The 20,949-nt window shown below is 71.4% G+C and carries 16 protein-coding genes and 1 pseudogene; 4 read left to right on the top strand and 13 right to left on the bottom strand.

What is annotated here, in order from left to right:
* Position 1: 1 nt before the first annotated feature.
* The 4 genes from M2165_RS19635 to M2165_RS19620 form a co-directional block, all read right to left on the bottom strand.
* The gene (locus M2165_RS19635) at positions 2-3,364 is read right to left on the bottom strand and encodes an error-prone DNA polymerase (protein ID WP_280816256.1); all 3,363 of its coding nucleotides are present in this window, start codon (positions 3,362-3,364) and stop codon (positions 2-4) included.
* Positions 3,357-4,748, bottom strand: a complete 1,392-nt coding sequence (locus M2165_RS19630) for a DNA polymerase Y family protein (RefSeq protein ID WP_280816255.1) — start codon at positions 4,746-4,748, stop codon at positions 3,357-3,359. The genes M2165_RS19635 and M2165_RS19630 overlap by 8 nt, the downstream gene beginning before the upstream one ends.
* Positions 4,717-5,544: a translesion DNA synthesis-associated protein ImuA gene (imuA, locus tag M2165_RS19625; RefSeq protein WP_280816254.1), complete on the bottom strand. Its 828-nt coding sequence runs from the start codon at positions 5,542-5,544 to the stop codon at positions 4,717-4,719. The genes M2165_RS19630 and imuA overlap by 32 nt, the downstream gene beginning before the upstream one ends.
* Positions 5,545-5,658: 114 nt before the next feature.
* Positions 5,659-6,243: a DUF308 domain-containing protein gene (locus M2165_RS19620; protein ID WP_280816253.1), complete on the bottom strand. Its 585-nt coding sequence runs from the start codon at positions 6,241-6,243 to the stop codon at positions 5,659-5,661.
* Between the two features lie 106 nt (positions 6,244-6,349).
* Here M2165_RS19620 and M2165_RS19615 point away from each other — a divergent pair, with 106 nt between their 5' ends.
* Positions 6,350-7,822: an HD domain-containing phosphohydrolase gene (locus M2165_RS19615; protein ID WP_280816252.1), complete on the top strand. Its 1,473-nt coding sequence runs from the start codon at positions 6,350-6,352 to the stop codon at positions 7,820-7,822.
* Between the two features lie 68 nt (positions 7,823-7,890).
* Positions 7,891-8,863: pseudogene (locus M2165_RS19610) on the top strand (aldo/keto reductase).
* A 13-nt stretch (positions 8,864-8,876) separates the two neighbouring features.
* Here the strand turns inward: M2165_RS19610 and M2165_RS19605 are convergent.
* The 7 genes from M2165_RS19605 to M2165_RS19575 all read right to left on the bottom strand — a co-directional run bounded on the left by M2165_RS19605 (position 8,877) and on the right by M2165_RS19575 (position 17,045).
* Positions 8,877-9,842: a tripartite tricarboxylate transporter substrate binding protein gene (locus M2165_RS19605; protein ID WP_280816251.1), complete on the bottom strand. Its 966-nt coding sequence runs from the start codon at positions 9,840-9,842 to the stop codon at positions 8,877-8,879.
* Between the two features lie 13 nt (positions 9,843-9,855).
* Entirely contained in the window at positions 9,856-10,983 is a 1,128-nt protein-coding gene (locus M2165_RS19600; RefSeq protein ID WP_280816250.1) for a porin, read from the bottom strand.
* 113 nt (positions 10,984-11,096) lie between these two features.
* Positions 11,097-12,785 carry a dihydroxy-acid dehydratase gene (ilvD, locus tag M2165_RS19595; protein ID WP_280816249.1) on the bottom strand — a complete coding sequence of 563 codons (1,689 nt, stop codon included), beginning with the start codon at positions 12,783-12,785 and terminating at the stop codon, positions 11,097-11,099.
* Complete coding sequence (locus M2165_RS19590) at positions 12,782-13,234, bottom strand: DUF126 domain-containing protein (protein ID WP_280816248.1); 453 nt, start codon at positions 13,232-13,234, stop codon at positions 12,782-12,784. The genes ilvD and M2165_RS19590 overlap by 4 nt, the downstream gene beginning before the upstream one ends.
* A 121-nt stretch (positions 13,235-13,355) precedes the next feature.
* Positions 13,356-14,651, bottom strand: a complete 1,296-nt coding sequence (locus tag M2165_RS19585; protein WP_280816246.1) for an aconitase X catalytic domain-containing protein — start codon at positions 14,649-14,651, stop codon at positions 13,356-13,358.
* A gap of 55 nt (positions 14,652-14,706) precedes the next feature.
* Positions 14,707-15,552: an IclR family transcriptional regulator gene (locus tag M2165_RS19580; protein ID WP_280816245.1), complete on the bottom strand. Its 846-nt coding sequence runs from the start codon at positions 15,550-15,552 to the stop codon at positions 14,707-14,709.
* 41 nt (positions 15,553-15,593) lie between these two features.
* Positions 15,594-17,045, bottom strand: coding sequence for an FAD-dependent oxidoreductase (locus M2165_RS19575; protein ID WP_280816244.1), 1,452 nt, complete (start codon positions 17,043-17,045; stop codon positions 15,594-15,596).
* A gap of 154 nt (positions 17,046-17,199) precedes the next feature.
* Between M2165_RS19575 and M2165_RS19570 the strand changes: the two genes are divergently transcribed.
* Positions 17,200-18,195 carry a tripartite tricarboxylate transporter substrate binding protein gene (locus M2165_RS19570; protein WP_280816243.1) on the top strand — a complete coding sequence of 332 codons (996 nt, stop codon included), beginning with the start codon at positions 17,200-17,202 and terminating at the stop codon, positions 18,193-18,195.
* Entirely contained in the window at positions 18,192-19,181 is a 990-nt protein-coding gene (locus M2165_RS19565) for a tripartite tricarboxylate transporter substrate binding protein (protein WP_280816242.1), read from the top strand. Before M2165_RS19570 ends, M2165_RS19565 begins: the two co-directional genes overlap by 4 nt.
* Positions 19,182-19,184: 3 nt before the next feature.
* Here M2165_RS19565 and M2165_RS19560 read toward each other — a convergent pair whose 3' ends face one another.
* On the bottom strand, positions 19,185-20,072 hold the full coding sequence (locus M2165_RS19560) for an alpha/beta fold hydrolase (RefSeq protein ID WP_280816241.1): 888 nt from the start codon (positions 20,070-20,072) through the stop codon (positions 19,185-19,187).
* 23 nt (positions 20,073-20,095) lie between these two features.
* Positions 20,096-20,929 carry a class III extradiol ring-cleavage dioxygenase gene (locus M2165_RS19555; protein WP_280816240.1) on the bottom strand — a complete coding sequence of 278 codons (834 nt, stop codon included), beginning with the start codon at positions 20,927-20,929 and terminating at the stop codon, positions 20,096-20,098.
* Between the last annotated feature and the right edge of the window lie 20 nt (positions 20,930-20,949).

Here is a 20,949-nt window from a genome sequence, read left to right as displayed (position 1 = left end):
TTCAGTGGAAGTCGCGGCTGGTGTTGCTCTGCGCGAGCCGTCCCATGAGCGGCGTGAGGTCCTTGAAGCCGGTGGCGATCAGGTGCTGCACCTTGCCGCCGCTGTCGTCGTCGCGCTGCCAGGTGCCCTGCACCGCGAGCAGGTGCGACTTGAGCAGCGGCTCGCGCCAGGCCTCGATGACGTGGCTCCAGACGATGACGTTGACGTTGCCGGTCTCGTCCTCCAGCGTGACGAAGATGGTGCCGTTGGCGGTGCCGGGCCGCTGCCGGCCCTTGACGATGCCGCAGGCGCGCACGGTCTGTCCGCTGGCCGACTGGCGCAGCTGTTCGGCGCTCATGAGCTTCATGCGTGCGAGGCGCGGGCGCAGCAGCGCGAGCGGATGGCGGCGCAGCGTGAGGCCGAGCGCGGCGTAGTCGCCGACGATCTCCTCGCCCTCGGGCGCGGCGGGCAATTGCAGGGCCTCTTCGTTGACCGGCACGCCGCGCAGCAGCGCGGGCGCGCGGCCGCCCATGTCGCGCGTGGCGGTGGCGTCCCACACCTGCTGGCGCCGATGGCCCGAAAGCGACATCAGCGCGTCGGCGGCGGCGAGCGCGGCCATGTCCTTGCCGTCGAGCGCGGCGCGCAGCGCGAGGTCTTCGGTGCTGCAAAAAGGCGCCTGGGCCCGGGCTTCGAGCAGGCGCTTCGCACCGGCTTCGCTCAGGCCTGCGATGCGGTTGAGGCCGAGCCGCACCGCGGGCTGGTTCTCGCGGCCGAGGCGATGGGCGTAGCGCGCATCGGTGCCCGCGGGCATGCGCGGCGCATCGGGCGCACGGGCTTCGAGCGTGGTGTCGATCTCGCTGCACGCCACGTCGACCGGCCGCACCTCGACGCCGTGGCGGCGCGCATCCTGCACGAGCTGCGAGGGGCTGTAGAAGCCCATCGGCTGCGAATCGAGCAGCGCGGCCAGGAAGCACGCGGGCTCGTGGCACTTGAGCCAGCTGCTCACGGTGACCAGCCGGGCAAAGCTGGCGGCATGGCTTTCGGGAAAGCCGTAGTCGCCGAAGCCGAGGATCTGCTTGAAGATGGCTTCGGCGAACTCGGCCTTGTAGTCGCGGTCGGTCATGCCCTTCACGAGCTTCTCGTGGAACTTCTCGAGCCCGCCCTTGCGCTTCCACGCTGCCATGGCACGGCGCAGCTGGTCGGCCTCGTCGGCAGTGAATTTGGCCGCGATCATCGCGATCTGCATCACCTGCTCCTGGAAGATGGGCACGCCGAGCGTGCGTTCGAGCGCGGGGCGGAGTTCTTCCTTCTCGTAGTGGATCGCCAGGCCCTTGGCCACGCGCTCGCGCTGCTTGAGGTAGGGATGCACCATGCCGCCCTGGATGGGCCCGGGGCGCACGATCGCGACCTCGATGATGAGATCTTCGAAGCGGCGCGGCTTGAGGCGCGGCAGCATCGACATCTGCGCGCGGCTCTCGATCTGGAACACGCCCACGGTGTCGGCGTCGCAGATCATGTCGTACACCGTCTCGTCGTCGTGCGGCAGCTGGTGCATCTCGACCGTGGACGCGCGCCAGCGGTTCATGTGGTCGAGGCCGCGGCGGATGGCGCTGAGCATGCCGAGCGCGAGCACGTCGACCTTGAGCATGCCCATGGCTTCGAGGTCGTCCTTTTCCCACTGGATGACGGAGCGGTCCTTCATCGAGGCCTTCTCGACCGGCACCAGCCGCGTGAGCTTGGTGTGGGTGAGCACGAAGCCGCCGACGTGCTGGCTCAGGTGGCGCGGAAAGCCCTTGAGCCGCCGCGTCATCTCGATCCAGTGTTCGAGCTTGAGTTCGTCCTCCACCACGCCCACGCGCGCCGCAGCCTTCTGCAACTGCTCGCCGAGCACGGTGTCGTCGAACCAGTAGTGGTCCTTGGCGAACTCGTCGATCAGCCGCTCGTCGATGCCGACGGCCTTGCCCACGTCGCGCAGGGCGCTGCGCGCGCGGTAGCAGATGACGACGGCGGCGATGGCGGCGCGCTCGCGGCCGTACTTCTCATAGATGTACTGGATCACATCCTCGCGCCGCTGGTGCTCGAAGTCGACGTCGATGTCGGGCGGCTCGTTGCGGTGGCGGCTCAGGAAGCGCTCGAACAGCAGGTGGCCCTTCTCGGGATCGACGGCGGTGATGCCGAGGCAGAAGCAGACGGCCGAGTTGGCCGAGGAGCCGCGGCCCTGGCAGAGGATGTTCTGCGAGCGCGCGAAGCGCACGATGTCCTCCACGGTGAGAAAGAACATCTCGTACTTCATCTCGATGATGAGCGAGAGCTCCTTCTCGACCTGCGCGCGCACCTTGTCGGGAATGCCTTCGGGGTAGCGCGCCGCCGCGCCCTCCCAGGTCTTGCGCACCAGGGTCTGCACGGGGGTTTCGTGGCTGCCGACGGTTTCGAGCGGGTACTTGTAGTTCTCGCGGATCACGTCCGGATCGAAGCGGCAGCGTTCGGCCACGACCAGCGTGTTCTGCAGCATCTGCGGCAGATAGAGCTCGGCGAGCCGCACGCGCTGGCGCAGGTGGCGCTCGGCATTGGCCTGCAGCGCGAAGCCGCATTCGGCGATGGTCCTGCCCTCGCGCACGGCGGTGAGCACGTCGTGCAGCGGCTTGATGGAGCGCGCATGCATGTGCACGTCGCCGGCCGCGACCAGCGGCACGCCGGCCTGCTCGCCCGCCTCCACGAGCGTGACGAACCAGAGGTCGTCGTCGAGCTCGTTGAAGAGTTCGAGCGCGAGCCAGAGGTTCCGGCCGTACAGCGCCTTGGCGGCCATGAGGTCGTCGTGCAGCGTGGCGGCATCCAGCGCCTGGCCGGGCTGGCGATGGGGCACGAAGAGCACCTGGCAGTGCTGCAGCGAGGCGACGTCGCTCTGCGTCCAGCTCACGCGGTATTCGCCCTTGGGCAGTTCGGTGTTGCGCGCGGCGGTGATGAACTCGCAGAGGTTGCCCCAGCCCTCGGTGTCGTCGGCGATCACCACGAGGCGAAAGCGCTCGAAGCGGAACTCGCTGCCGAAGAGCAGGCGGAAACCGGGGTTGCGCGGGATCTCGGGCTCGTCGGGATGCTCGCGCTCGTATTCGTCGAGCTTGGCCGGCAGCTCGCGCAGGGCGACGTGCGCGCGAACGATGCCGGCGACCGAGCATTCGTCGGTGATGGCGAGCGCCTTGTAGCCGAGCTGGTAGGCGCGCTCGACCACTTCCTCGGGCGTGGAGGCGCCGCGCTGGAAGCTGAAGTTGGTCAGGCAGTGCAGCTCGGCATAGTCGGGCAGCCCCGGCAACTGCCTGGTGCGCGGTGCGAGCGCCTGCACGGGGGCGGCATTGCGGCCGCGCAACTGCTTTTCGCTGAGGTCAGGCATAGAAGCCCTGCAGGTACCAGCGCACCTCGCCCGAGGCCGAGAAGCGCGCCGAGGGCCGTTCGCGGAAGATCCACACCAGGCCGGCCTCGGGACTTTCGGCGATGTAGTAGTCGCGCATGGCGGGCTGGCCGCCCTCTTCCTTGTCGCCCCACCAGCCGGCCTCGATGCGCTGCGGCCCGACCAGCTTGCCGAGCGGGCCGCGGTAGCAGGGGCGTTCGCCGTCCATCTCGAGCAGCAGGGGTTCGGGCAGGAGCCATGCGGGGTAGAGGGCGTCGGGCTGCTGTTGCTGCTGCTGCGAGGCATCGGGCTTCGGCTGCTTGCGCGCCTTGCTGCCGGACGGCGCCGCGGGCTTCGCGTTCGCCTGCAGCGCGGGGCGCCACGACTGGGTGCGCTCGGGCCGGTGGTCGGCCTGCGCCTCGGGCACCACCACCTGCTGCGGGCCGAGCCGGGCGCTGAGCCGCTCGACCATTTCATGGAGCTTGTCGCCCTTGCGGTTGTCCTCGGGCAGGAAGCTGGTGCTGGCGCCGGCCCATGGGTCGGTCTCGAGGGTGCGCAGCCGGATCCAGCTGGCGGGCGCGGCGAGCGTGGCGAGGGCGAGCTTTTCCGACAGCAGGCGGCGCAGGTGCGCCATGTCCTGCGTGGGCTCGGCGGTGCGCACGGTGAGCTGCTGGTGCGTGGGCAGGTTCACGCCGTTCAGGCGCTTGAGGTCGAGCGTCCACTGCAGTTCGAGCGAGCGCGCGCCGCGCTGGCGCGCGCGCAGCCAGATCTGCAGCGCCGACAGCAGCCGGTTGGCCGACCACATGAGTTCGGGCGCGGTCTCGGCCAGCGCGGGCAGTTCGAGCCGCTGCTCGAACACGTCGGGCAGCGTGAGCCAGTCGTGGCTTTCGGGGCGCAGGCCCCAGGCGACGTCGAGCGCATCGCGCAGTTCGGTGCCGAAGCGCCGCACGAAGCCGCCGCGCGGCAGCGCCGCGACCTCGCCCCAGGTGCGGCAGCCCAGGCGCGCGAGCAGGTCGAGGTGCGCGCGCGCGGCGCTCAGGGTGTCGAGCGGCAGGCCGGCGGGCAGCTCGCGCGGCCGCTTCTCGCCGCGCGCGAAGAGCCGCAGCCGCGCCAGCGCCTCCAGGCTGGTGGCGCCCGGCGCGCCGCGCAGCGTGGCGCCGGCGGCCGGCTGCTCGTGCACCAGCTGGCGCATCAGCGACAGGCGCCCGCCCCAGAGGCGCTCGCAGGCCGAGACCTCGAGCATCAGCGCCTCGTCGATCCAGACCACGTGCGGCGTGTAGCGCAGCGCCCACCAGCCCAGCGCCTCGGGCGTGGGCAGCGCGGCGGCTTCGGCGCCCTCCGCGGGGTCGGCGCTCTCAGGCGACCACTGCAAGGCGATCCAGTGCATTGGCGCCTCCTCCTGCCTTCCATGCGTCGATGCGCACCACGTTGCCCTCGCCCGCGGTGGACGGCACGGCCTGTTGCGCCGGCACGGCGCTGCCCTGCTGCTGCGCGCGCAGCCGGCGCCGCAGCCGCGCCGCGGCGAGCAGCGCCGCCATGCGCTCGCCACGCGCCGGCAGCACGACCGGCGCCGCCAGCGGCGGACCGCGGCGCTTGAGGATGTGCAGCTCGATCTGCGCCGTGTCGGCCGCGCCGTTGGCGATGCGCAGCCGCAGCCGCGCGGGCGAGGCCGACTGCGCCACCGACTCGGGCCGGCAGACGAACAGCAGCGCCTCATGCTGCGCGGCCGCGAGCTGCAGCCGCCGCAATTCGCCCACGCGCGCCTGCGGCAGCCAGGCCAGCACCGCGCCCACCTCGGCGCAGCGCAGCGCCTGCTCGCAGGCCCAGAGGCGCGCGGCCGGAGTCTCGCTGCGCACCCACATCAGCGCCTCGGGCCCGAGGCCGTGCGCCGCGAGCGCGGCGGCAAAGGGTTCGCGCGGCGGCCCGACCAGCACCACCGGCCCGCCGCGCGCCTGGACCGCCTGCACCAGCGCGGGCAGCAGCAGGCGCCAGACGTGGTCCTCGGGCGCCGCCTGCAGCAGCTCGGTCATGGCGCCCACCGGCCAGCCGCCCCCGGGCAGCTGCGCGTCGAGCGCATCGTGCCCGGTGCCGATGACCTGCGCGTCGGCGCTGCCGAGCTCGTCGGCATGCCACACGCCGCGGCCGGCGGCGGAGGAAAGGGAGGCGGGGAAAGGAAGGCCCATGGCGGCAGTGAATGTTAACTGTATTTTTATACAGTATTCCGATCGCTGCAAGGCGGGGGGATTCCCCCTCTGCCCGGACTGCTGACGGGCCGGGCTGCCGGCCGGCGCCGGCCCTCAGGCGCTCGACGAGGCCGCGCGCGCGCCCTGCGCCCCCCTGCGAAACAGCATCCACAACCCGGAGATCAGGAAATAGACCGCACCCACCGCCGCATAGCCGGCGAGCGTCTGGAGGACCGGCGCACCGGTGCCCTGCCGCGCGATGAACAAGCCGCCGGCGAGCGCGGACTGCGCGCCGCTGAGCATCATGACCCATTGCCCGCGGTCGCCCTTGCGGCGGCGAATGGCGGTCGCGAGCTGGAGCAGGCCCGAGACGATGGCCCAGGCGCCGAAGATCACGAGATCGATCCGCGCTTCGAGCACGAGGGAGACCGCCACGGCCACCGTGACGATGGTGCTGATCCAGGCGTTCAGCATCTGGGTCGGATTGGCCCTGGCGCCGCCCGTCATCCGGGCGTCCAGCAGGTTCGCCAGGGCGTCCCATGCGGGATAGACGATCAGCAGCACGGCGGTGAACGCAGGCGATCGCCCGGCCACGGTGAAGGCCAGTGCGACCCACGCGAACGAGAAGGCCGCGCGGACCAGGTAGAGCTTGCGCAGCCAGGCGGCGCGCTGGAGGGAGGTTGGGATGGGATGGGACATGGCGTCGATTCTTCCCACGCGCCGCGGCCCGCGGTATCGGTCGAATGACCGACAGGCGGCCGCCCGGCGAAGACTGTGCGATGCTGTGCCCCGCCACGACGATCCCATGTCCGAAGAGACCACCATTTCCGTTTTCGACGCGGTCCGCGCGCTCGCCTTCATCGGCGACCTGAGCATGGGCCAGCCGATCGATCATTCCCTGCGCACGGCGTGGCTGGCCGGAATGATCGCGACCGAAGCCGGCTGCGACGCGCCGCAGGTCGAGGTCGCGCGGCATGTGGCGCTGCTGCGCTGGTCGGGTTGCACGGCCAACGCCCAGGAGTTCGCGGATTTCCTCGAGGACGACGTGCTGGGCCGGCGCGCGCTGCTGGCATCGCCGCAGCCGCGCATGCGCCAGCCGCAGCAGGCGCCGGTCCCCGCGCCGGTGCTGGCCATGGCCCAAATCCATTGCGAGATCGCGGGCGACATCGCGCACATGCTCGGCCTGCGCTCCGACACCGAAGCGGCGCTGCGCACGGTCTTCGAGGCCTACGACGGCAGCGGCGTGCCGGGCCTGCTGCAGGGCGATGAGGTGCCGCTCGCGACCTATGTGGTGGCGCTGGCGAGCGATCTCGAGATCTTCGGCCGGCTCTACGGCATCGACGAGGCCCTCGCGCTGACGAAGGGACGCGCCGACAGCCTTTACCCCGCCTTTCTCGTCGATGCCTGCGCGCCGCACGCCAGGGCATGGATGGAACGGCTCGATGCCCCGGTCGCGCCATGGGCCGACGGCATCGACCCGCCGGCCTCGATGCTGGGCCGCATCGGGCTCGAACTCGTGGGCGACGTGAGCGACCTCAAGCTGCCCTGGATGACGGGGTACTCGCGGCGCGTGGCCCGGCTGGCGCGCGACTGCGGCGCGCGGCTCGGCATGGACGAAGGGCTGTGCCGGCGCACCTACCGGGCGGGCCTGATCCACGGCATCGGCCGCGCCGCGGTGCCCAACGCGATCTGGAACGCGCCCGAGCCGCTGCCGGCCGCGTCGATGGAGCGTCTGCGGCTGGTGCCGTACTGGACCTCGCGCGCGGCGGGGCAGATCGACGGTCTCGCGGCCGAGGCGGAAATCGCATCGTTCGCGTTCGAGCGGCGCGACGGCTCGGGCTACTTCCGCGGTCGCTCGGGCATGTCGATGCCACTCGAAGGGCAGATCGTGGCGGCGGCCGAGCAATGGGTCTCGCACCGCACCCGCCGCCCCTGGCGGCCCGAGCTGACGGAAGCGGAATCGCTCGATCGCCTGCACGCGGACGTGGCGGCCGGCCGCTTCGACCGCGAGGTGGTCACCGCACTGCTCGCCTGCGCCATGCCAGGCACGCCATCGAAGCCCGTCGTCCCGCCCGCACCGGACGACCTGCAGCTCTCGCAGCGCGAACTGGAGGTTCTGCGCTGCATCAGCCAGGGCGACAACACGAAGCAGGTCGCGCGTGCGCTCGGCGTCAGCCCGAGCACGGTGCGCACGCATGTCGAGCGCGTGTTCCGCAAGCTCGGCTGCTCGACGCGCGCGGCCGCCACGCTGAAGGCGTCGGCCAAGGGGCTGCTGTAGCGACGCGGATCCGCTCCGGTGCTATCGTTGCCGCGGCTTCCCGCCCGGACCCATGGAGACCCCTTCCCATGAAGCGCTTCATTCCGCCCGCCCTGCCGCCAGCGCCGCCTGCCGGCGTGCCCATGAACCGCGCCAACTTCCTGCGGCTCGCCGCGGCACTGCCGATGGCGGCGGCGGTGAACGCCGTGGCGCAGCAACAGCCACCCGCCACTCCGATGAACACCCGCCCCATCCCCTCCACCCAGGAAGACCCTGCCCGTGATCGGCTGCGGCACCTGGATCGGCTTCGACCGCCGCCCCGGTAGCGAGGAATACAAGCGCCTGCCGGGCGTGCTCGACGCCCTCTTCGCCGCCGGCGGCAAGGTGATCGACAGTTCGCCGATGTACGGCCGCTCCGAGGAGACCACCGGCGAGCTGCTGGCCGCGGCAAGGCTGCGCGAGCGGGCCTTCCTCGCCACCAAGGTCTGGACCACGGGGCGGCAGGCCGGCATCGCGCAGATGGAGCAGTCGTTCGCGCGGCTGCGCACCGACCGCATCGACCTGATGCAGGTGCACAACCTGGTCGACTGGAAGACCCAGCTTGCGACCCTGCGCGCCTGGAAGAAGAAGGGCCGCATCCGCTACATCGGCATCACGCACTACACGGCCTCGGCCTACGGCGAGGTCGAGGCGGTGCTGCGCGCGGAGAAGCAGCTCGACTTCCTGCAGATCAACTACTCGCTCGATGCGCGCGACGCCGAGCACCGGCTGCTGCCGCTCGCGGCCGATCTCGGCGTGGCGGTGATCGTCAACATGCCCTTCGGCGGCGGCGGGCTGCTGCGCCGGCTGCGCGACCGGCCGCTGCCGGCCTGGGCCGCCGAGATCGGCTGCACGAGCTGGGCGCAGGTGCTGCTGAAGTTCGTGCTGAGCCATCCGGCCGTGACCTGCGTGATCCCGGGCACGAGCCGGGCCGAGCACATGGCCGACAACGCCGCCGCGGGCGCGGGGCCGATCCCCGACGCGGCGTTCTGGCGCAGCAACGCGGCCTCGATCGAACGCTGAAGGCCGCCCCGCGCTACTCGAACTTGACGTTGTGCTGCCGCACGGTGGCGCCGAAGGCCTCGTACTGCGTGCGGAAGAACTCGGCGAACTTCGCGGGGCTCATGCCGTAGCCCTCGAAGCCCTGCTGCACCAGTTGGGCATGCACCTCGGGCCGCTTCAAGGTGTTCTGCAGTTCCTGCGAGAGCCGCTCGGTGATGGCCTGCGGCAGCCCCGGCGGGCCGAAGAAGCCGGCCCAGGGCGTGATCGTGAGCTTGCCGAGGCCCAGCTCGCCGCCCGTGGGCACCTCGGGCAGCAAGGCGCTGCGCTGCGGCAGCAGCGTGACCAGCGCGCGGATGCGCCCTTCCTTCACGAAGCCCGGCGCCAGCGTGCCGGTGGTGAACATCATGTGGATCTGGCCGCCGAGCAGGTCGGTCATGGCCTGCATGTCGCCCTTGTAGCGCGCATTGACCACCTTGCGCTCGCCCAGCAGCTGCAGCATCGCGAGCTCGGAGGCGCTGTTGCTCGAGGCCGAGTTGTAGGCGCCGGGCTTCGCGGCGACGAGCGCGAGCAGTTCGTTCACGCTCTTCGCGGGCAGGCTCGCGGGCACCACGAGGAACATCGAGAACTGCCCGGCCGAGCTGATCGGCGTGAAGGCCTTGAACGGATCGTAGGGCGGCGTGGGCCGGAGCGTGGGCGCGGCCACCATCGCGGTGTTGGTGCCCATCAGCAGCGTGTAGCCGTCGGGCCTGGCCGACGAGGTGGCCTGCGCCGCGAGCACGCCGTCGGCGCCCGGGCGGTTCTCCACGATCACCTGCTGGCCGAGCTGCTTGGAGAGCCCTTCGGCAATGATGCGCGTGAGCGCGTCGGCGCCGCCGCCGGGCGCGAAGCCGACGATCAGGCGCAGCGGCTTGTCGGGGTAGCCGCCGGCCGCGCCCCAGGCGGCGGCGCCGGGCAAGGTGGCGGCCGCGAGCGCCGCGAGGTTCAGGTGTCTGCGTTGCATGGTGTCGCTCCTTTCAGAACAGGTGGCGCACGCCCAGCTCCCAGCCCGACGAGCGCCGCCCGCCCGCGGGCGCCACGCCGCCGCTGACCACGTAGCGCGCCTGGCCGCTGTTCATGAGCCGCGCGTAGGTGCCGTAGAGCGCGGTGCGCTTCGAGAGGTTGTGCACGTAGCCGATGCCGAACTGGCGCGCGTCGTCGCGATGCCGCGGCAGGCCGTTGGCGTTGCGCAGGCTCTCGTCGCTGCGGTCGTCGAGGTAGGCGTAGCTCAGGCGGATGCGGCCGACCTCGAAGGCCGGGATGTGGGCGCCGATCTCGGCGGTGTTCTTGCGCACCGTGCCGGCCGCGAGCTTCACCGTCACCTTGTTGTAGAGCGCGAAGAACTTCGCGAAGCCCGCGTCCCAGCTCGCACCGATGTTGGCGTGGGTGTAGTTGCCGATGGCGGCGGTGGCGTCGAAGTGCGTGCGCGTCACGGCCGCGGCGATGTCGAAGGCCCCCGCGGCAAAGCCGATGCGCGCGCCCGCGAAGTTGCCGTCGTCGCGGTTGGGTGCGGTGGAGTCGTTCTCGCCGGTGCCGATCATCGCCATGCCGTAGACCCCGCCGAGGCCGGCCGGCAGCCAGTAGCTCACGGTGTTGCTGCCGGTGATGGCGGTGGGCAGCGGCCCGGTGCCCGCCCCTGCGAAGGTGAGGTTGCCCGCGCGCGCCACGCCGTTGGCGTTGAAGGGATCGAAGTAGATGCTGTTGTAGTGCGTGGGAATGAAGTCGCGGCCCAGGCGCAGTTCGCCGAACTTCTGGTGCGAGAGGCTCACGAAGGACATGCGGTCGAAGGTGATCGGCCCCGCGGGCCCGCCGCCGTTCGCCTGGTTGTTGCTGTTGCTCGGCCGGCCGCCGCCGGTGTCGGGGTTCAGGCTGGCCTCGAGCCAGAAGCCCGCGCGCAGGCCGCCGCCGAGGTCCTCGGTGCCGCGAAAGCCGATGCGGCTGGTCGAGAGGCCGCCGTTCGACAGCGCCTTGACCGAGCCGCCGCCCCCGCTGGAGGTGTACTGCACGCCCACGTCCATCACGCCGAACACGGTCACGCTCGACTGGGCGTGCGCCGCGCCGCCGGCCAGCCCGAGGGCCGAACACATGGTCAAAAGTCGCTTCATGGTGGTCTTGTCTCCTGCTTCTTCTCTGGTTGAAAAACTCGGAACGCGCGCAGGGCTGCGCCACCGGGCGCGCGCAGGCGCAGCCGGTTGCGGGAGCCGGGGTGAAGAAAGGCCTAGGGGTCGGTGCGCACGAGCACCGCGCCCTTGGAGAGCGGGCTCACGTTGCGCCGGTACTGCTGCAGCCAGCCGGTGTCGAAGGCGGGCGGCGGCGCCTGCCAGTCGGCGCGGCGGGCCTGCAGCTCGGCGTCGCTCAGGGCGACGTCGAGGCGCCGTGCGTCGAGGTCGATGGTGATCACGTCGCCGTCGCGCACCAGCCCCAGCGGCCCGCCGAGCGCGGCCTCGGGCGAGACCTCGGCCACCACCAGCCCCTTGCAGACCAGGCCCGAGAGATGGCCGTCGGTCAGGATCGCCACCTGGTCGCCGAGCCCCGCGCCATCGACCGCGAACACCACGCGCGAGGCGCCGCCGCCCATGGCCGGGCCGCCGCAGGCGCCGGCACCGCGCATCACCACCACCTGACCCGGCACGATCTCGCCCTTCTTCAATGCCGCGATGGCGGCGTCGGAGGTCCAGAAGCACACCGCCGGCCCGGTGAAGCGGCGCACCTTGCGCGGCGCGATGCCGGCCTTGACCAGCCCCGACTCGGGCGCGAGGTTGCCGCGCAGCAGCACGATCGCGGGCAGCGGCGCGACCGGGCGGTCGATCGGGCGGATCACCTCGGCATCGGCCACGGCCGCGTCGCGCAGGTTGTCCGCCACGGTGCCGCCGGTGACGGTGCGTGCGCCGGTGTCGAGCAGCGGCGCCAGCTGCTTCATGAGCGCGCGGGCGCCGCCCGCGGCCTCGAACTGCTCGACGCTGTGCTCGCCGATCGGCCGCACGCCCGCGAGCACCGGCGTTTCGGGGCCGAGGCGCTCGAACAGACCGTACACGTCGACGCCGCATTCGCCCTCGGTCGCCACCGCCTGCAGATGCTTGGCGGTGTTGAGCGAGGCGCCGATCGCGAGCACCGCGCGCACCGCGTTGGCGAAGGCGCCGGGCGAGAGGATGTCGCGCGGCTTGAGGTCGTCCCACACCATCTGCACGATGCGCGCGCCGGCGGCGCGCACGTCGGCCATCATCTTGTCGCTGAGCGCGGCCACGGGCGCGCTGCCCGGCAGCGCCATGCCGAGCGCCTCGCAGACGATGTGCATCGAGTTGGCCGTGCCCAGGCCCGAGCACACGCCGGGGCCGCGGATCGCCTCGCGGCTCATGCCCACGAGTTCGTCCACCGGCAGGTGGCCGGTGACGGCATGCATGGCGCCGATGAACACTTCCTCGATGTCCATGTGCCGGCCGCGGTACTCGCCGCTGGGCTGGTAGCCGCAGGGCACGAGCAGCGTCGGGATGTTGAGCCGCGCGGCCGCCATGAGCTGGCCCGGCACGGTCTTGTCGCAGGAAGTGAGGCAGACCATGCCGTCGAGCTGCGCGCCCTCGACCGCCACCTCGATGTCGTTGGTGACGAGGTCGCGCGCGCCGAGCATGTAGGCGCCGCGCGCGCCCGCGCCGGTGATGAAGTCGCTCGGCGCCGCCGTGCGGATCTCGAAGGGCACGCCGCCCGCAGCGCGGATCGCGGTCTTGATCTCGGCCGCCACGCGGTCGAGGTGGCTGAAGCACGCGGCCAGTTCGGAGGAACTGTTGACGATGGCGATCTTGGGCTTCTCGCAGTCCTCCTCCGGAATGCCGAGCGCGCGCCAGTGGGCGTTGCGCACCGACCAGAGGTAGGAGCCGCGCGGGAAGTTGCTGCGCAGGGGGCGGGTGGTCATGGACGGTCTCCGGGTGTGTCGTTCTTTTTCTTCGTGATCTCGATCACGCCGCGGTCGGCGTCCACGCGCACCCAGTCGCCGGTGGCGATGCATTCGAGCGGGTCGCGTTCGAAATCGGTCATCGCGGGTGCATGCGTGACCACTGCGCCGAGCGCCATCTTGGTCGTCATCTCGTTGAACAGGAATGCGGCGGGCGCGACGTTCATGAGCCGCGTCATGTGGAACATGGCCGACCAGCCCGACGATCCCTTGGCGCCCGGGAACACCAGCACCTTGCCCGCGAAGCTCTGGCCGCGCAGCGCATGCCGCGTCTCGATGACCGTGCCGGTGCGCGGATCGATGCCGCCCCAACCCGAGATGCGGTCGCGCGTGACCAGCGCCTCGCCTTCGGCGACGCCGCCGACGACCTTGCGGCCGTGGATGACGAGAGGGATCTCGATCTGGGTCATGGCTTGGCTCCTTCCCCCGCTGGGGGAAGGTTGGGATGGGGGCAGGCAGGGCGTTCGATGGATGCGCCGCTTGCCCCCACCCCTGCCCTCCCCCAGAGGGGGAGGGAGAAATGCCGGGGGTTCATTGCAGGCCTCCGTTCCACCGCCCCGTGCACGCCGCATCGATGCACTCCGCCGTGCTGCCGAACCAGGCCTGCACGCCCAGGATCGCCGGCAGGTAGTGCGCCTGCTTCGCCGAATCGAGCGCGACGGTCTTGGTGCCCTTGGGCACGGCGCGGCTCATGGCCGAGCAGCTGTCGGTCATGAGGATGCCGCCCGCGTCTTCGATGATCCTGGTGTAGCCGTTGCGGTCGGCCAGCGACTTGATCGCGCGCGGCGTGAAGATCCAGAGTTCGCAGCCGTCATGCACCTTGCGGCCTTCGATCAGCTGCGCGGCCTCCCAGATCTGCTCGATGGTGTAGTGCGGGCAGCCGAGCATCACGTACTGGACCTCGGCCTCCTTCGCGGTGGCGTTGATCTTCTCGTAGGTGGCGCGGCGCTCGGCCGCGCCGTAGCGCAGCACCTCGACGGGCCGGCGCCCGCCGAGCGCCTGCTCGAGCGTCAGCGCCTCGGGCGTGACGCCGACGACGTGGTACATCTCCACGCCGCCCGAGGACGAGGCCGCGGCGCCGAAGTGCTTGAGCCGCGGCAGGTTGGGCACCCGGCCGATGCCGCGGCGCGCATGCACCACCGGCACGCGCTCCTGCACCCGCTCGCCGATGAAGTAGCCGAGCAGCCCCCAGTCCTGCACCGACTCGACCTCCACCTCGAGCTCGACCACGTGCGTGCCGTGGCGGTTCTCGTCGAGGTGGTAGCCCCAGTACGGAATGCGGCCGGTGAGCATGGCCGCGCCGGTGCTCTCGCGGCCTTCGGTGTTGGTGCGCGCGCCCAGCACCGAATTGCAGTACACCACCGCCGACGATTCCATCCACGCGCAGTGCTCGCCGCGCGTCGGGATGTTGCCGACCTGGTAGGGCGTGCAGGTGTTCATGATCTGCGCGCCGAGGCCGGCCGCATGGCGCTCGCTGCGCTCGTAGAACTGCACGATCTCCTCGCTCACGCCCATGCGCTCGGGCTGGCCCGGGTCGAAGCCCAGCTGCAGGTGGCTGGTGAAGACCTTGAACTTCGGGATCTCCACCGTCTCCGCGCTGTCGAGGCTGAATTCGGAGAACACCGCGTCCATGCCGCCGCCCTTGGCGAGCGCGAAGTCGCGCTGGAACGGCGTGGTCGAGGTGATGGAGGCGCAGACGTTGCGCGTCTCGACCAGCCGCTCGGCGCCGAGCGCCTCGCCGTAGCGCAGCAGCAGGTCCATCGCCTTCTGCACGGCCGGGCCGTCGCGGCCGTCGTGCATGGCTTTTTCTTCGTCGCTCAGGTGCATGGCCTGTTGTCTCTCTTTCTTTTTTCTTGGCGGGTCGTGGGGATGCGCGCGGCCGCTAGCCCGAGGTGGGCGTGGGCACGTGCCCGCCGATGTCGCGCGCGATGCCGAGCGCGATGTCGTGCAGCCGCGGCGCGAGTTCGTTGCGCAGGCGCTCCTCGGTGAAGACGAAGGCCGCGCCGCCGCCGTTGAGCGCCATCACTTCGCCGTCGGGGCCGACGAGCGGCACCGAGACCGAATTGATCTCGCGGTGGAATTCGCCGAGCGAGAGGCAGTAGCCGAGCCGCTTCGCCTCGGCAATGGCGCGGTTCATCGGCACGGCGATGCCGTCCCACTCGGGGCCGCGCAAGAGGCGCAGCGAATCGACCAGCTGCGTGCGCTCGACCTCGGGCAGCGCCGAGAGATACGCGCGGCCGAGCGCCGAATTGGGCAGCGGCGTGCGCGAGCCCACGTCGAGCCGCGCCGACAGCATCGAGGAGCGCGGCCGGCAGGCCTCGATCAGCACCATCTCCATGCCGTCGCGCACGGCCAGGTAGACCGAGGCGCCGAGCTCCTCGGCCAGCATCTGCATGCTGGGCCGCGCGGCCGCGCGCACGTCGAGGCTGCCGAGGAACACGCGCGACAGCGAGACCACGCCCGGCCCGAGCATGAAGCGGTCGGCCGCCTGCGCCGGCTTGAGCATGCCCAGCGAGAGCAGCGTGGCGACCAGCCGGTTGACCGTGGGGCGCGGAATGCCGGTCATGCGCGCGATGTCGGCATGCCCCAGCACCGGCCGCTCCTCGCTGAAGCAGCGCAGCACCGAGATGCCGCGCTCGAGCGCGCTCACGGTGTCGGAGCGGTCGGCGCGCGCGTCGGCGGCGCCTTCGGAAGTGGACAGGGGAGCGTCGTTTCTTTCAGTGGACATGGCGGAACCCGTTGGCAAGGACCATGCAATGTAGAGGAGGCTCAGGCACCCGCTTCGGCCGCGGCCGGCGCGGCGGCGCCCTGCCCCGCACACGCGCGCAGGTACACGCCCTGCGCGAGCAGCGCCGACTGCAGCGCGCCCACGTCCACCAAGCGCGGCTGGATGCCGCCCTGCGAAGCCAGCGCCGCCGCCACGCCCCCGGCCTGGCCGGTGATCCAGCACTGCGGGATCTCGCGCATGAAGCCGTGCGAGTTGCGGTCGCACGAGATGTGGCGGCCGCAGGCCAGCAGGCCGTCGAGCTGCTGCGGCACCAGCGCGCCGTAGGGAATGGAGATGTTCGGGAACTTGGGCGACACCGCGGGCGTGACGCCGATCTCGTCGGCCAGCGCCACGCCGTCGGGCCACTGGCTGCGCAGCACCGCGCCCACGCCGGTGAGGCGGCGCGCATGGCGCACGCCGATCTGCGGCGCGCTGAGCATCAGGTAGGCGTTCTCGAAGCCGGGCGCATGGGCGCGGAAGTAGTCGAGGTGCGCGGCCATGGCGCGGTGCGAGCGCACCTCCACCGCCGTCAGGTCGTCCACGTCGAGCGCCGAGTAGCCCGACTGGCGCGGCCCCATGAACAGCGCCACGTCGTTGCGCCACGAGACGAAGGGCCGCTCGAACAGCCCGCACTGCGCGCGCCCCTCGGCCATGAAGGCGCTGAAGGCCTCGGGCTGGCCGGCCTTGAACTCGATCCAGCGGTTCATGTCCACGCCGCCGAAGAGCCAGGAGGTGTTCATGCAGTGGTGCACGTCGGCCTCCTCGATGTCGTTGACATAGGCGGCGCCGGCGCGCGCGAACAGGTCGCCGTCGCCGGTGGCGTCGACCACCACGTCGGCCATGATCGCCATGCGGCCTTCCTTGCTCTCGAACACCACGCCCTTGACCACGCCGTCCTCCACGATGGGGATCGCGGCCCACGAGTGGTAGATCAGCTTGACCTTGCGCTCGAGCACGATCTCCTGCGACAGCAGCTTGAGCCGCTCGGGGTCGACGGTGGGCGACCAGGTGACCACGCCGTGGTAGGCCGCGGTGCGCTGCGACCAGTGCGCGGCCTTGGCGGCATCCTGCGAGCCCCAGTCCTCGCGCGCCGGGCCGGCGATCGCCTCGGCCGGCAGCCGGTCGAACAGTTCCTCGGCGAAGCCGCGGATCACGAGCTGGCCTTCCCAGTCGGTCATGCGGTCGATCCAGATCACGAGGCCGCCGGTCGAGAGGCCGCCCAGGTGGTTGTAGCGCTCGAGCAGCGCCACGTCGGCGCCCGCCCGCGCGGCGGCCGCGGCCGCGGCCGTGCCCGAGGGCCCGCCGCCCACCACCAGCACGCCGCAGCGGTGGTAGACGGGAATCGTCTTGCCGGGCTCCGCCCACTGGCCGTGGTCGGGCCGCTTGACGCGGCTGTCGCGGTCGAAGATGTCGGAGGAGAGGATGCGCTCGTCGGTGCGGACGACTGTTTTCATGGGAGGGCGTTGAGTTCCGGTGTTTCGTTGTATTTTGATTTCACTTTCCATTTTGTCAAAGCAAATACGATGAACTTTGGGGTATTCCCTAGCTGATATGGCGTTTTGTGATTTTGAAGATCAATATACGCGCCGCATTCCAACGGAGACAAAGATGAAACGACTACGGGGCACGCGCCGTGCCTTCGGCGCGGCGCTGGGTGCCGCAGCCTGGCTGGGACTGGCGCCGCTGGCGCTGGCGCAGGACTTTCCGGCGCGCGGCAAGCCGATCCGCATCGTCGTGGGCTTCACGGCCGGCGGCGGCACCGACGCGCAGGCGCGCATCGTGGCGCAGAAACTCGGCGAGCTGCTGGGCACCAGCGTGATCGTCGACAACCGGCCGGGCGCGAGCACCATGCTCGCCGCGGGCGAAGTGGCGCGCGCCCTGCCCGACGGCTACACGCTGCTCTATGCGCCCTCTTCCACCATGGCGCAGAACCCGCACACCTTCGCCCAGGTGCCCTACGACCCGTTCAAGGACTTCACGCCCATCTCGATGGGCGGGCGCGGGCCGCTGGTGCTCTCGGTCAGCACTACCGTGCCGGCCGCGAACGTGAAGGAGCTGGTGGCCTACGTGAAGTCGCGTCCCGGGCAGGTGAGCTATGCCTCCTTCGGCGCGGGCACTTCGTCGCACATCTACGGCGAGGCCTTCGTCAAGAAGACCGGCATCGACGCGGTCCACATTCCCTACAAGGGCGGCTCCGACGCGGCCAAGGACCTGATCGGCGGGCGCGTGCAGTACATGTTCGACTCGGCCTCGTCGGCGGTCATCACCTCGGGCACCGGCAAGGTCAGGATCCTCGCTGTCGCGGCCAACGCGCGGATCGCGGCGCTGCCGAACGTGCCGACCTTCGCCGAGCAGGGCTATGCCGGCCTCGACCTGCCGAGCTGGCTCGGCTTCTACGGGCCGGCGCGCATGCCGCCGCAGGTGGTCGCCACGCTCAACGGCGCGCTCGCCAAGGTGCTGGCGATGCCGCAGGTGCAGGAGTTCTACCGCAACGGCGGCTACGAGGCCGGCGGTTCCACGCCCGAGGAATTCGCCGGCGTCACGCGCACCACCTACGAGCGCTGGGGCGCGATGGTGCAGCAGGTGGGGCTGGCCAAGCAATGAACGGCACCACCGACCTCCGCCGCCGCCGGCTCGCGGCCGCGCTCGCGCTGCTGCCTTTCGCCGCGCGCGCGGCCGACGCGCCCTTTCCCGACAAGGGCCGCACGGTCCGCATCGTGCTCGGCCTCGCGGCGGGCGGCGCCTCGGACGCGCAGGCGCGCTTCGTCGCCGGCAGGCTCGGCGAGGTGCTGGGCACGCCGGTGATCGTGGAGAACCGACCCGGCGCGAGCTTCATCCTCGCGACCGAGGAAGTGATCCGCGCCGCGCCCGACGGCTACACGCTGATGTACGCGCCCTCCTCGGTGGTGGCGCAGAACCCGCAGACGCTCGCCCAGGTGCGCTACGACCCGTTCAAGGACCTGACGCCGATCTCGCTCGGCGCGCGCGGTCCGCTCGTGCTCACGGTGCATGCGAGCGTGCCGGCGCGCAACGTGCAGGAGCTCGTGGCCTGGATCAAGGCCAACCCGGGCAAGGCGGCGTACGCCTCCTTCGGCACCGGCACCTCCTCGCACATCTACGGCGAGGCCTTCGCGCAGCAGGCCGGGCTCGACGTCGTGCACGTGCCCTACAAGGGCGGCGCCGACGCGGCGAAGGACTTTCTCGCGGGCCGCGTGCAGTTCTACTTCGACGCGGCGCCCAACGCGATCCAGAACAGCGCCACCGGCCGCGTGCGCATGCTCGCGGTGGCGGCGCCGAAGCGCAGCGCCATGCTGCCCGAGGTGCCCACGATGGGCGAACAGGGCGTGAGCGGCGTCGACATGGCGAGCTGGCTCGGCTTCTACGGCCCGGCGCGCATGCCGCCGCAGGTGGTCGCCAGGCTCAACGCCGCGCTCGCGCAGGTGCTCGCGATGCCGGCGACGCGCGACTTCTTCCGCCAGGGCGCCTACGAGGCCGAATCGTCGACGCCGCAGCAGCTGGCCGAGCTCACGCGCGCCACCTACGACCAGTGGGGCGCGACGATCCGCAAGCTCGGGCTCGCGAAGCAGTGAGACTCAGCCGAGGAAACGCAGCACGCGGCGGTTGAATTCCTCGGCGCGCTCGTATTGCGCCCAATGCCCTGCGCCGTCGATCACCACGCCTTCGCGCTCCGGCCGCCCCGCGACCAGCGACGCGACGAGCGGGCGCGGATCGGCGGTCACGTCGTACGCGCCCCAGAGCAGCAGCTGCGGCCCGCCGAGCGTGTCGAGCGCCGCCTGCAGCCCGCCCGCCTGCGACACCTCCTTGCTGCGAAAGCGCGTGCCGTGGCAGGCGATGTCGTGGATCTCGAAGGCCACCGGGTCGATCGCGGCCCTGTCGTGCAGCATCAGCGCGGCCAGGTTGTGCAGCAGCGCCGCGCGTTCTTCCGCACGGTCGGGCGCGGCGCGCCAGTTGATCATCTGCGCCGACATGCGCCGGAGCGTGCCGTGGCCGCCGCTGCCCACGAGCAGCAGGCGCCGGATCGCGCCGCGCCGCACCGCGAAGCGCGCGGCCGTGAGGCCGCCGAACGAGAAGCCGCCGAGGTCGATGGGCGTGCCGGCACCGATCAGCCGGTCGAGCGAGCCGCCGAGCGCATCGAGCAGCGGACCGAGCGGATCGCCGCCCGGCGCGGCGGCCGGCGGTGCGTCGGAATCATGGAAGCCGGGCATGTCGGGCAGCCACAGCGTGCGCTCGGCCGAGAGCGCCTCGACGTTGCGCAGCCAGTGCATCCAGCTGCCGTGGCCGCCGTGCAGCAGCACCAGCGGCGTCGCGGCGCCGCTGCCGCTCGCGGGGCCGAAGCGGCGCCAGCAGACGCGCACGCCCGCATGTTCCACGTCGTGGCGGGTGCCGAGTGCGGCGATGCGGTCGATGGCGGCGCGAGCGGCGCGGGCTTCGGCGGTGGAATCGGGAATGAAGGAAGCCATCGCCCGATTCTGCCCGCAGGCGCTCAGGCCGCGGCGGCGCCGAAGCGGTAGCTCGACACCACCAGGCCGCCCATGAAGGCCTCCTCGTGGTAGACCCGCTCGCCGCGTTCCTGCTCGGCCGCGCCCACCGCCACCATCAGCGGGATCAGGTGCTCCTCGCGCGGATGCGCCATGCGCGCCGAGGGTGCCGCCGCCCAGTCGGCGAGCCGCTGCACGCGCTCGGCCGGCGCCGACTGCACGGCCGTGTGGTCGAGCCAGTCGCCGAAGGCCTTGGAGACCTCGTGCGCCTGCGGGCCGAAGTTGCGCAGGTTGTGATAGCTCAGCCCGCTGCCGACGATGAGCACGTTCTCGTCGCGCAGCGGCGCGATCGCGCGGCCGAGCGCAAGATGCTCGGCCGGATCGAGCCCGCGCCGGAGCGACAGCTGCACCACCGGCACGCGCGCGTCGGGATAGATCGCGGCCATGGGCGAGAACATGCCGTGGTCGAAGCCGCGTTCGGGGTCGATGGCCGCGGGCAGCCCGGCCGCCTCGATCAGCGCGGCCACGCGCTGTGCCAGTGCAGGCGAACCGGGCGCGTCGTAGCGCACCTGGTAGGTGTGGGCCGGAAAGCCGCCGTAGTCGTAGACCATCGGCGGCTGCGGATGGCCCTGCACCATGAAGACCGGCGCCTCCCAGTGCGCCGAGACCATGAGGATGGCCGCGGGCGTGCGGCCGATCTGGCGCGGCATGTCGGCGAGCGCGGCCGCGAGCCGGTCGTAGGCGCCGCCCATCTCCTTCTTCATCCAGGGCCAGGGGCCGCCGCCATGGGAGATGAAATAGGTGGGCAGGCGCGGGGTGGTGGCGTGGTCGGGGGTCATGTCGTGAGGCTCCTTCGGGC

The organism is Variovorax sp. TBS-050B (genome assembly GCF_029893635.1).
Classification (GTDB): Bacteria; Pseudomonadota; Gammaproteobacteria; order Burkholderiales; family Burkholderiaceae_C; genus Variovorax.
This window is presented reverse-complemented; position numbering and strand designations above follow the sequence as displayed.

Excerpts from the sequence above, each read along its gene's own strand:
- M2165_RS19630 (WP_280816255.1), bottom strand. The coding sequence starts at position 4,748 with ATGCACTGGATCGCCTTGCAGTGGTCGCCTGAGAGCGCCGACCCCGCG.
- M2165_RS19560 (WP_280816241.1), bottom strand. The coding sequence starts at position 20,072 with ATGGCTTCCTTCATTCCCGATTCCACCGCCGAAGCCCGCGCCGCTCGC.
- ilvD (WP_280816249.1), bottom strand. The coding sequence starts at position 12,785 with ATGACCACCCGCCCCCTGCGCAGCAACTTCCCGCGCGGCTCCTACCTC.
- M2165_RS19580 (WP_280816245.1), bottom strand. The coding sequence starts at position 15,552 with ATGTCCACTGAAAGAAACGACGCTCCCCTGTCCACTTCCGAAGGCGCC.
- imuA (WP_280816254.1), bottom strand. The coding sequence starts at position 5,544 with ATGGGCCTTCCTTTCCCCGCCTCCCTTTCCTCCGCCGCCGGCCGCGGC.
- M2165_RS19620 (WP_280816253.1), bottom strand. The coding sequence starts at position 6,243 with ATGTCCCATCCCATCCCAACCTCCCTCCAGCGCGCCGCCTGGCTGCGC.
- M2165_RS19605 (WP_280816251.1), bottom strand. The coding sequence starts at position 9,842 with ATGCAACGCAGACACCTGAACCTCGCGGCGCTCGCGGCCGCCACCTTG.
- M2165_RS19590 (WP_280816248.1), bottom strand. The coding sequence starts at position 13,234 with ATGACCCAGATCGAGATCCCTCTCGTCATCCACGGCCGCAAGGTCGTC.
- M2165_RS19615 (WP_280816252.1), top strand. The coding sequence starts at position 6,350 with ATGTCCGAAGAGACCACCATTTCCGTTTTCGACGCGGTCCGCGCGCTC.
- M2165_RS19555 (WP_280816240.1), bottom strand. The coding sequence starts at position 20,929 with ATGACCCCCGACCACGCCACCACCCCGCGCCTGCCCACCTATTTCATC.
- M2165_RS19575 (WP_280816244.1), bottom strand. The coding sequence starts at position 17,045 with ATGAAAACAGTCGTCCGCACCGACGAGCGCATCCTCTCCTCCGACATC.
- M2165_RS19570 (WP_280816243.1), top strand. The coding sequence starts at position 17,200 with ATGAAACGACTACGGGGCACGCGCCGTGCCTTCGGCGCGGCGCTGGGT.
- M2165_RS19635 (WP_280816256.1), bottom strand. The coding sequence starts at position 3,364 with ATGCCTGACCTCAGCGAAAAGCAGTTGCGCGGCCGCAATGCCGCCCCC.
- M2165_RS19585 (WP_280816246.1), bottom strand. The coding sequence starts at position 14,651 with ATGCACCTGAGCGACGAAGAAAAAGCCATGCACGACGGCCGCGACGGC.
- M2165_RS19565 (WP_280816242.1), top strand. The coding sequence starts at position 18,192 with ATGAACGGCACCACCGACCTCCGCCGCCGCCGGCTCGCGGCCGCGCTC.
- M2165_RS19600 (WP_280816250.1), bottom strand. The coding sequence starts at position 10,983 with ATGAAGCGACTTTTGACCATGTGTTCGGCCCTCGGGCTGGCCGGCGGC.